The 1297-nt window shown below is 65.4% G+C and carries 1 protein-coding gene; it reads left to right on the top strand.

Features of this window, described 5'->3' with window-relative positions:
• The first annotated feature begins 67 nt into the window (after positions 1-67).
• Positions 68-1263 (top strand): IS3 family transposase gene (locus ACO2Q0_RS21640; protein WP_423353591.1). Its coding sequence is split into 2 segments (ribosomal slippage): positions 68-338 and positions 338-1263, totalling 1197 coding nucleotides; the frame shifts between segments, so codons are not numbered across the junction.
• The last annotated feature ends 34 nt before the right edge of the window (positions 1264-1297 follow it).

The following is a 1297-nucleotide window of genomic DNA, read 5'->3' on the forward strand; positions in this document are numbered from 1 at the left end:
TGGTCTGACCCCCTTGAAGTGATCCATCCCTTATGTTGGTCCGAGGACCATTTGGATGGATGGAACGATGGCAAGGAAGCGCCACAAGCCGGAAGAGATTGTCGCCAAGCTGCGTCAGGTTGATGTGCTGACCGGCCAAGGCAAATCGATCGCCGAGGCGGTGAAAACGATCGCGGTGACGGAGACGACGTACTTTCGCTGGCGGGCGGAGTACGGCGGCATGAAGCAAGACCAGGTCAAACGGCTGAAGGCCTTGGAGCTTGAGAACACGCGGCTGCGGCGAGCGGTGTCGGACTTGACGCTGGACAAGCTGATCCTGACCGAGGCCGCCCGGGGAAACTTCTAAGCCCCGCCCGTCGCCGGGCCTGTGTGGACAAGGTCCGATCTGAACTGAAGATCTCTGAACGGCGGGCCTGCGCGGCCCTGGGCCAGCATCGGTCCACCCAGCGCAAGCCCGCCCGAGGGCGCGATGACGAGGCGGCGCTGACCGCCGACATCATCGAGCTGGCCAAGGCTTATGGCCGCTACGGCTACCGGCGGGTCACGGCCCTGCTGCGCCATGCCGGCTGGGCGGTGAACGCCAAGCGGGTCCAGCGGATCTGGCGACAGGAGGGGCTGAAGGTCCCACAGAAACAACCAAAACGCGGCCGGCTCTGGCTGAACGACGGCTCGTGCGTGCGCCTGCGCGCCGAGCGGCCCAACCAGGTCTGGTCCTACGACTTCGTCGAGGATCGGACCCATGATGGACGGAAATTCCGGATGCTCTGCCTGATCGACGAGTTCACCCACGAGGCCTTGGCCATCAGGGTGAAGCGTAAGCTCAACTCCACCGACGTGCTGGAGACCTTGGCCGATGTGATGATCCTGCGCGGCCCGCCGGCCTATGTCCGGTCCGACAACGGCCCGGAGTTCATCGCCCTGGTCCTGCGAGAATGGATCGCCGCCGTCGGCTCCCAGACCGCCTACATCGAACCCGGCAGTCCCTGGGAGAACGGCTACTGCGAGAGCTTCAACTCCAAGCTGCGCGACGAGCTGCTCGATGGCGAGATCTTCTTCAGCCTGGCCGAGGCCCAGGTGCTGATCGAGGCCTGGCGGCGCCACTACAACGGTGTGCGCCCACACAGCTCGCTCGGCTACCGACCGCCGGCGCCGGAATCATTCCTCCCTCGCAGCGGCGGCATCGTGCCATGGGCGAGCGCGCCAGCTGTTGAGGGCGCGCGCTCGCCCACCCCAAACATGGCGTCAGAGCCCGCCGTGCACTAACATTGAGCTTGGATCACCCCCTGGGGGCAGGCCA

Origin of the sequence: Phenylobacterium sp. VNQ135, assembly GCF_049445735.1 — a bacterium.
GTDB lineage: Bacteria > Pseudomonadota > Alphaproteobacteria > Caulobacterales > Caulobacteraceae > Phenylobacterium.